The 9430-nt window shown below is 75.2% G+C and carries 2 protein-coding genes; both read left to right on the forward strand.

Annotated features, from left to right (window positions below; all coding sequences use genetic code 11):
* The coding region (locus AC07B0_RS38280) for a condensation domain-containing protein (RefSeq protein ID WP_478900307.1) at positions 1-2136 on the forward strand (2136 nt) is incomplete at its 5' end.
* Between the two features lie 20 nt (positions 2137-2156).
* On the forward strand, positions 2157-9293 hold the full coding sequence (locus AC07B0_RS38285; protein WP_478900342.1) for an amino acid adenylation domain-containing protein: 7137 nt from the start codon (positions 2157-2159) through the stop codon (positions 9291-9293).
* Positions 9294-9430 lie beyond the last annotated feature (137 nt).

Here is a 9430-nt window from a genome sequence, read left to right on the forward strand (position 1 = left end):
CTCGCCCGCCACCTCCCCGACGGCCGCATCCACTACCTCGGCCGCACCGACGACCAAGTCAAACTCCGCGGCTTCCGCATCGAACCCGGCGAGATCGAAGCCGTCCTCACCACCGCGCCCGGCGTCGAGCAGGCCGCCGTGCTGGTGCGCGAGGACGTCCCCGGGGTGCACCGCCTGGTGGCCTACGCCGTCCCCGCCCCCGGCGCCACCCTCGACCCGAACGCCCTCCGCACCCTCGCCGCCGAACACCTCCCCGAATACATGGTCCCGGCCGTCATCCTCACCCTCCCCGCGCTCCCCCTCTCCCCCAACGGCAAACTCGACCGACGCGCCCTGCCCGCACCCGCCGCTCCGGCGCGTCCCGCGGCGGCCCCGGTGGAGCGGTCCGGTCCGGCCGGAAGCCCCGAGGAGGTCCTCGCGGCGCTGATGGCGGAGGTCCTCGGACTCCCCTCGATCGGCGCCGACGAGAACTTCTTCGAGCTCGGCGGTGACAGCATCGTCTCCATCCGGCTGGTGGGCCTGGCCCGCAAGGCAGGGCTGACGGTCTCCGCCCGGCAGGTCTTCCAGCACCCGACCCCGGCCGGCCTGGCGGCCGTCGCCACACCGCGCGGGGACACGGCGGCCGCTCCGGCCCGGCCTGCGGACGGCGGTCCCGGGCCGCTGCCGCTGCCTCCGGTCGCGCAGTGGCTCGCCGCACGCGGTGGCCCGTTCGCCTCGTTCGGGCAGGCCCGGCTGGTCCTGCTGCCGGCCGGGGCGGATCACGCGCACCTGGCGGCCGCGTTGCAGTCCGTACTGGACCACCACGACGGCCTGCGTCAGGCCCTGACCGTTCCGCACCCCGGCGTGTGGAGCGCGGAGATCCGCCCCGCGGGCTCGGTGGCGGCCGCGGCGGTCCTGGAGCGCGTCGACGCCTCCGCCGCCGGGGACGCCGAGCTCCGCGAGCTGGTCGCCGGGGCGTCCGCCCGGTTGCCGGGGCTGCTCGATCCGGTGTCCGGAGCGCTGGTGCGGGCCGTGCACCTCGACCGGGGGCCCGGCGCACCGGGGCGGCTGCTGATCGCAGCGCACCACCTGGCGGTGGACGAGGTGTCCTGGCAGATCCTGCTGCCCGACCTGCGGTCGGCGTACGAGCAGGCCGCCACGGGCCGGGTTCCGGTACTGGAGCCCGTCGGGACCTCGCTGCGGACCTGGACCACGCACCTGCTCGCCGAGGCGCAGCACCCCCGCCGGACCGCCGAACTGGACCGTTGGCTGGCGGCCGCGCCGGCCGGGCCGCTCCTCGCCGGGCGTCCGCTGGACCCGGCCCGGGACACGGCGGCGACCGCGCGGGCGCTGACCGTACGCCTGTCGGCGGAGCGGACCGCGCCGCTGCTCCAGGCCGTGCCGTCGGCCTTCCACGGCACGGTCGGGGACGTGCTGCTGACGGCGCTGTCGCTGGCCGTCGGGGAGTGGGCGGTCCGGGAGGGCCGGTCGGGACGCGGCGGGTTCACGGTGGACCTGGAGGGACACGGCCGGGAGCAGGAGTTGCTGCCGGGCGCCGACCTCACCCGTACCGTCGGCTGGCTGACCAGCATCCATCCGTTGCGGCTGGCGGCGTCCTCGTACGATCCGGCGGCCGTGCTGGACGGGCGCGAGGATGCCGGGGCCGCGCTGAAGGAGGTCAAGGAGCTCCTGCGCGAGGTGCCCGACGGGGGCATCGGTGCCGGGCTGCTGCGGTACGCGAACCCGGCGACGGCCGCGCTGTTCGCCGGGACGGGCCGCGCCGAGATCCTGTGGAACTACCTGGGCCGGCAGACCGGCGGGGACCACTCCGCGTGGGGTCCGGCCCCGGAGGCGGACGCCCTGTCCGGCCGTCCGCACCCGGAGCTGCCGCTGTCGCACGCGCTGGAGGTCAACGTCGAGGTCGTCGACGGGACGGACGGCCCCGAGCTGGCCGCCGTGTTCGTCAGGGCGGGCGAGGTCCTGCCCGAAGCGACCGTCGCGCTGATCGCCGACCGCTGGCTGGCCGCGCTCGACACCCTCGCCGCCTGGGCATCCGGCGGCACCACCGCGGGGCACACCCCCTCGGACCTCGACCTGGTCGAACTCGACCAGGACCAGATCGACATGCTCGAAGAAATGTGGAGGGCCCAGCAGTGACGCAGGCTCGTATCGAGGACATGCTTCCGCTGTCCCCCTTGCAGCAGGGCATGCTGTTCCATTCCGTGTACGACCGGAGCGCCCCGGACGTGTACACCGTGCAGGTGTCGGTGGCGCTGGGCGGGCCGGTCGACGCGGACCGGCTGGAGCGGGCTGCGGTGGCGCTGCTGCGCAGGCACCCGAACCTGCGGGCCGGTTTCTGGTACGAGGGCGTTCCGCAGCCGGTGCAGTTCGTTCCGGCCGAGGTGACCTTCGCCCTGGACCGGGTGGACCTGTCGGACGACCCGACGGCGTCGGCGGTGCGCCGGATCGAACGGGCCGAGCTGGCCCGCCGGTTCGAGCTGCACCGGCCGCCGCTGCTGCGGCTGGCGCTGGCCCGGCTGGGGCACGACGACCACCGGCTGGTGATCACCGTGCACCACATCCTGGTCGACGGTTGGTCGATGCCGCTGCTGGTGGCGGACCTGCTCGCGCTGTACGACCGGGACGGCGACCCGGCCGGGCTGGCGCCCGTGCGTCCCTACCGGGACTACCTGAAGTGGCTCAAGCGGCAGGACACCGGGGCGGCCGAGGCGGCCTGGCGGTCCGCGCTGGCCGGCGTGGACGGGGCGACGCTGGTGGCGGCGGCCGATCCGGCGCGGACGGCCGTGCGGCCGGGCGTGCACCGGCTGGAGCTGACCGAGGCCGCGACCGCGCGGCTGACGGCGACGGCCCGGCGCCTCGGGACCACGCCGTCCACGGTGATCCAGGCGGCGTGGGGGCTGCTGCTCGGTTCTCTCACGGGCCGTCAGGACGTCGTGTTCGGGCTGACGGTGGCGGGCCGGCCGGAGGAGCTGCCGGGCGTCGAGTCGATGGTCGGGCTGTTCATCACGACCGTTCCGGTGCGGTTCGCGGCACGGCCCGGGGAGAGCGTGGCCCGGGTGCTGCGCCGGTTCCGGGACGAGCAGAACGGCCTGCTGGCCCACCACCACCTGGGGCTGCGGCAGATCCAGAAGCAGGCGGGCGGCGGCGAGCTGTTCGACACCCTGGTCGTCATCGAGAACTATCCGGTGGATCCGGCGGCCCGGCCCGCGCCGGCCGACGGGGTCCGGGTGACGGGCGTCGAGGCGCGGGACGGCACCCACTACCCGCTGACGCTGGCGGTCTCGCTGGACGAGCGGGCCGAACTGGCCCTGGAATACCGGCCGGACCTGCTGACCGGGCGGGCCGTGGCCGTGATCGCGGAGCGGTTCGCCGACCTGCTGGAGCAGCTCGCGGCCGATCCGGAGCTGCCGGTCGGTTCGCTGGCGCTGCTGACGCCCGCCGAACGGGCGGAGCTGGTGGCCGGCTGGCACGGGACGGTGCGCGAGGTGCCCGCGGGGACGGTTTCCGACCGGTTCACCGAGCAGGCGGCGGCCACCCCGGACGCGTGCGCCGTCGTGGCCGGGGATCGGCGGCTGACGTTCGCCGAGCTCGACGAGCGGGCGGGCCGGCTGGCCTCGCTGCTCGCCGCGCGGGGGGCGGGGCCGGACACGGTGGTCGCTCTGGCCGTCCCCCGGTCGGTGGACTCGGCGGTGGCCGTCCTCGCGGTGCTGCGGGCGGGAGCCGCGTACCTGCCGCTGGACCTGGACTATCCGGCGGACCGGCTGGCGCTGATGCTCCGCGACGCGGGCCCGCTGTGCGTGGTGACGACCGCGGCCGCGGCGGAGCTGCTCCCCGCCGGGGACGCGGCCGGTCCGGCCCTGATCGTGCTGGACGCACCGGACACCGTGCGTGAACTCGCGGCGTGCGCAGCGGGGTTCGCGGCGGTGGCGGTGGACGCGGCGCACCCGGCGTACGTGATCTACACGTCGGGTTCGACGGGTGTGCCCAAGGGCGTGGTCCTCACCCACGGCGGGCTGTCGAACCTGTACGCCAACCACCTGGCCGACGTGTTCGGGCCGGTGGTCGCGGCGGCCGGCGGGCGGCGGCTGCGCGCCCTGCACACCGCCTCGTTCAGCTTCGACACCTCCTGGGAGCAGCTGTTCTGGCTGATCGCCGGGCACGAGCTGCACGTCCTGGACGAAGTGGGCCGCAGGGACGCCGAGTTCACCGTCTCCTACGTCCGCGACCGGCGGGTGGACGCCATGGACGTGACGCCGACGCACGCGCAGGCGCTGCTGGAGTGGGGTCTGCTCAGCACGGACCACCACCGGCCGGGGCTGCTGCTGCTGGGCGGTGAGGCGGTGCCGGAGGCGGTGTGGAACGAGGTGCGGTCCACGCCCGGGGTGATGTCCGTGAACCTGTACGGGCCCACCGAGTACACGGTGGACGCCCTGGCCGCCGACCTGTCCGTGTCGGACACGGCGGTGGTCGGGCGGCCCATCGGGAACACGTCGGCGTACGTGCTGGACGGGGCGCTGCGCCCGGTGCCGGCGGGCGTGCCCGGAGAGCTGTACCTGGCCGGTCGCGGCCTCGCCCGCGGCTACCTGGGCAGACCGGCGCTGACGTCGGAGCGGTTCACGGCCGATCCGTACGGGGCTCCGGGCGGGCGCATGTACCGGACGGGTGACCTGGTGCGGCTGCGGGCGGACGGGGAGCTGGAGTTCCTGGGCCGCGCGGACGACCAGGTCAAGATCCGGGGCTTCCGGATCGAGCTGGGCGAGGTGGAGGCCGAGCTGAGCGCCCTGGACGGGGTGGCGGGCGCGGCCGCGGTGGTGCGCGAGGACACGCCGGGGGTGAAGCGGCTGGTGGGCTACGTCACCGGTGACGTCGACCCGGTGGAGGCGCGGGCCGTGCTGGCGGCGCGGCTGCCGGAGTACCTGGTGCCGGCGGCGGTGGTGGTCCTGGAGGCACTGCCGGTGAACGTCAGCGGCAAGCTGGACCGGGCCGCGCTGCCCGCTCCGGCGCTGGGCGGCGGGGCTCTGTCCCGGGTTCCCCGCACGGCCCGCGAGGAGACGCTGTGCGCGGTGTTCGCCGAGGTCCTGGGGCTGGAATCGGCGGGCGTGGACGACGACTTCTTCACGCTGGGCGGGGACAGCATCGTCTCGATCCGTCTGGTGGCCCGGGCCCGAAAGGAGGACCTCGTCCTGACCCCGCGGGACGTGTTCGAGCACCGTACGCCGGCCAGGCTGGCGGCCGTCGCGGGCGCGGTCGGGCAGTCGACGACGCAACTCCTGGCTTCGGACCGCCCCTTGGTGGAGCTGACGGACGCCCAGCGGGCGCTGCTCGCCGAGGCGTTCCCGTCGGGTGAGGAGGTGCTGCCGCTGGCCCCGCTCCAGGAGGGCCTGTACTTCCACGCGGTGTACGACGACCACGCGCTGGACGTGTACCTGATGCAGAACTTCGTCGAGCTGCGGCACGCGGTGGACGCGGAGGCCATGCGTGCGGCGTTCGGGACGCTGCTGGACCGTCATCCGCACCTGCGGGCCGGGTTCTGGCACGAGGGCCTGCCGGGCCCCGTCCAGGTGGTGCCCGCGGAGTGGGAGCTGCCCTGGCGGGTCGTGGACCACGCCGGGCTGGACCGGGCCGAACAGGACGAGGTGCTGCGCGTGTTCTCCCTGGCGGACGCGCAGACCCGGTTCGACCTGGCGGCGCCGCCGCTGGTCCGGGTGACGCTGCTGCGGTTCGCCGAGGACCGGTGGGTGCTGTGCGTGACCCAGCACCACATCCTGACGGACGGCTGGTCGGAGTCGCTGTTCCTGGAGGAGCTGTTCGCGCTGTACGGGGCGCGCGGCAAGGAGGCGGCGGACCCCGCGCCGGTGACCCCGTACCGGGACTACCTGCGCTGGCTCGCGGCGGTCGACACCGACGCTTCGGTGGCGGCCTGGCGGACGCACCTGTCGGGTCTGGAGCAGGGCACCCTGGTGGCGGCCGCCGACCCGGCCCGGACGCCGGTGACGGCCGAGGTCGTGGACCTGTCCCTGGACGCGACGACCAGCGACCGGCTGCGGGCCTTCGCCCGCGGGGCGGGGGTCACGCTCAACACGGTGCTGAGCACGGCCTGGGCGATGGCCCTGGCGGGGATGACGGGCCGTGCCGACGTGGTGTTCGGCGCCACCGTCTCGGGCCGCCCGGCGGACCTGCCCGGCGTGGACCAGATGATCGGCATGTTCATGAACACGCTGCCGTTCCGGGTGGCGCTGCGGCCGGGCGAGGCGCTGCGGGACCTGCTGGTGCGGGTGCAGAGCGAGCACGCGGCGCTGCTGCCGCACCACTACGTGGGCCTGGGCCCGGTCCAGCGGGAGACGGGGATCGGGCAGCTCTTCGACACCCTGTACGTGTTCCGCAACACGCCGCTGGACGACGCCGCCCGCGAGGCCGCCTTCGAGGCGCACCAGATCGGCTGGACGCACAGCGTGGACGGCACCCACTACCCGCTGACCCTCGCGGTCACCCCGGGACGGGCGCTGGAGCTGACCCTGGCCTACCGGCCCGACCTGTACGACGAGGAGACCGCGCGCGGGCTGGCCGGACGGCTCGCCCTGCTGGTGGCCCAGATGGCCGACGGCGGAGCGCTGCCGGTGGGCCGCCTCGCGACGCTGACGCCCGAGGAGCGGGCCGCCCAGCTGGCCTGGGGCGACGACACGGGCCGGCCGGTCCCGGACACCACGGTCGTCGACCTGTTCGCGGAGCAGGCGGCGCGCACCCCGCACGAGACGGCCCTGGTGTTCGGGGACGAGCGGCTGACGTACGCGGAACTCGACGGGCGGGCCAACAGGCTGGCGCGCGCCCTGGTGGCGCGGGGGGCGGGCCCGGAGCGGGTGGTGGCCCTGGGGCTGCCCCGCTCGGCGGACTTCGTCGTCGCGCTGTTCGCCGTACTGAAGACGGGTGCGGCCTACCTGCCGCTCGACCTGGACCACCCGGTGGACCGGCTGGCGACGATGGTCGCCGACGCCGCCCCGCTGTGCCTGCTGACGACGGCTCCGGTCGCGGACCGGGTGCCCCGGGTGGAGGGGGTGCCCGCGCTCGCGCTGGACGCGGACGCGGTGCGGACCGAACTGGCCGCGCTGTCCGGGGTGGCCCTGTCCGAGGCGGAGCTGACGGGGCGCAGGGACGGCCGGCATCCGGCGTACGTCATCTACACGTCCGGTTCCACGGGCCGCCCGAAGGGTGTCGTGGTGCCCTACGCGGGTCTGACGAACATGCTGTTCAACCACCGGGAGCGGATCTTCGCCCCGGCGGCACGGCTCGTGGGCGGGCGCCGGATGAAGGTGGCGCAGACGGTGTCGTTCGCCTTCGACATGTCCTGGGAGGAGTTCTTCTGGCTGGTCGACGGGCACGAGGTGCACGTCATCGGCGAGGAGCTGCGGCTCGACCCTACGGCTCTGACGGCGCACTACGACCGGGTGGGCATCGACGTGGTGAACGTGACCCCGTCGTACGGGCAGCAGCTCGTCGAGGCTGGTCTGCTGGACGCGGACCGCCACCGGCCCGCCCTGTTCCTGCTGGGCGGCGAAGCGGTGCCCGACTCGCTGTGGGGCCTGCTCCGGCGCACCGAGGGCACCATGGGCTACAACCTGTACGGCCCCACCGAGTACACGATCAACGCGCTCGGTGCGGACGTCTCCGGCAGCGACACCTCCTGCGTCGGCAGCCCCATCCACAACACCCGCGCCTACGTGCTGGACGGTGCGCTGCGTCCGGTCCCCACCGGGGTGCCCGGGGAGCTGTACCTGGCGGGTGCCGGTCTGGCGCGCGGCTACCTCCGCCGGCCGGCGCTCACGGCCGAGCGGTTCGTCGCCGACCCGTTCGGCGGGCCCGGCACGCTGATGTACCGGACCGGCGACCTGGTGCGCCGGCGGGCCGACGACGGGATCGACTACCTGGGCCGGGCCGACGACCAGGTGAAGATCCGGGGTTTCCGGATCGAACTCGGCGAGATCGAGTCCGCGGTCGCGGACTTGCCGGGCGTGTCCGCGGCGGCCGTCGCCGTCCACGCGGGGGCGTCCGGGGTGAAGCGCCTGGTCGCCTACACGGTGCCGGCGGCCTCCGGCGCCTGCGACCCGGTCCGGCTGCGCGCCGGACTGTCCACGTCCCTGCCCGAGTTCATGGTGCCCTCCGCGTTCGTCGAGCTGGCGGCGCTGCCGCTGACGGTGAACGGCAAGGTGGACCGGGCGGCGCTGCCCGCCCCGGACTTCGGGGACGGCGGCGGGCGTCCGCCCAAGGACGCCCGGGAGGAGCTGATCGCCGCCGCGTTCGCCGAGGTGCTCGGCCTGGAACGGGTCGGCGCGGAGGACAACTTCTTCGAGCTGGGCGGGCATTCGCTGCTGGCGATGCGGCTCGTCGGCCGGATCCGCGCGGAGCTGGGCATCCCGCTCCAGGTCGCCACCGTGATGTCGGCGCCGACGGTGGCGGACATCGCCGCCCGGATCGGCTCCGACGCCCGCCGGGACGCGCTGCGGGTGCTGATGCCGCTGCGCGAACGCGGCACGGCGGCCCCGCTGTTCTGCTTCCATCCGGCGTCCGGGTTCAGCTGGCAGTACACCGGACTGCTGCGCCACCTGGACGCGGACCGGCCGGTGTACGGGCTCCAGTCTCCCGGCCTGTCGGGGCCGCGGCCGGAGGTCGCGGACGTGGCGGACCTGGCCGAGCTGTACCTGGCGGAGATCAGGACGGTGCAGCCGCAGGGCCCGTACCACTTCCTCGGGTACTCCTTCGGCGGGACCGTGGCGCAGACGCTGGCCGCGCTGCTCCAGGAACGCGGCGAGGAGGTCGCCTTCCTCGGGCTGCTCGACGCGTACCCCCCGGAGACCGACGACTGGTCGTACGTCGACGAGCCCGGCTGGCAGGAGCGGCTGGAGCGGGAGGAGAGCGGGTTCCTGCTGTCGGTGGCCGGGCTGGAGCAGCCGGCGGACGGCGGCGCGGTGGACCGGTCGGAGGCCGTCCGGGCGATCCGTGACAGCCAGGGGCTGCTGGCCGGGTTCGACGAGGCGCTCCTCGACTCGATCGTCGCCACCAACATGCACTGCGTGCGGCTGCTCTCGCGCAGCCGCACCCGCCGCTACCGGGGTGACGTCCTGTTCGTCACCGCGGGCCGCAGCACCCCGGCCGCCGAGGCACCGGGCCGGGTGTGGCCGCCCTACCTGGACGGGCGCATCGACGAGCACGTCCTGGACTGCGGACACGACGAGCTGATGTCGCCCTCGGCGCTGGACCGCATCGGACCGCTCGTGGCCCGGGCGCTGAACACCCGGTAGGTCCCCCCTCACCCCGGTGGGGGGGGGGGCCGGGGGGGCGGGGGGGGGGGCCCCCCCCCGGGGCCCCCCCCCCCCCCCCCCCGCCCCGCCCCCCACGAGAGAGCGAGACTGTGGTTGGGGGTGGCGTTAGGGGCGGG

Source organism: Streptomyces sp. NPDC044704 (genome assembly GCF_056433525.1).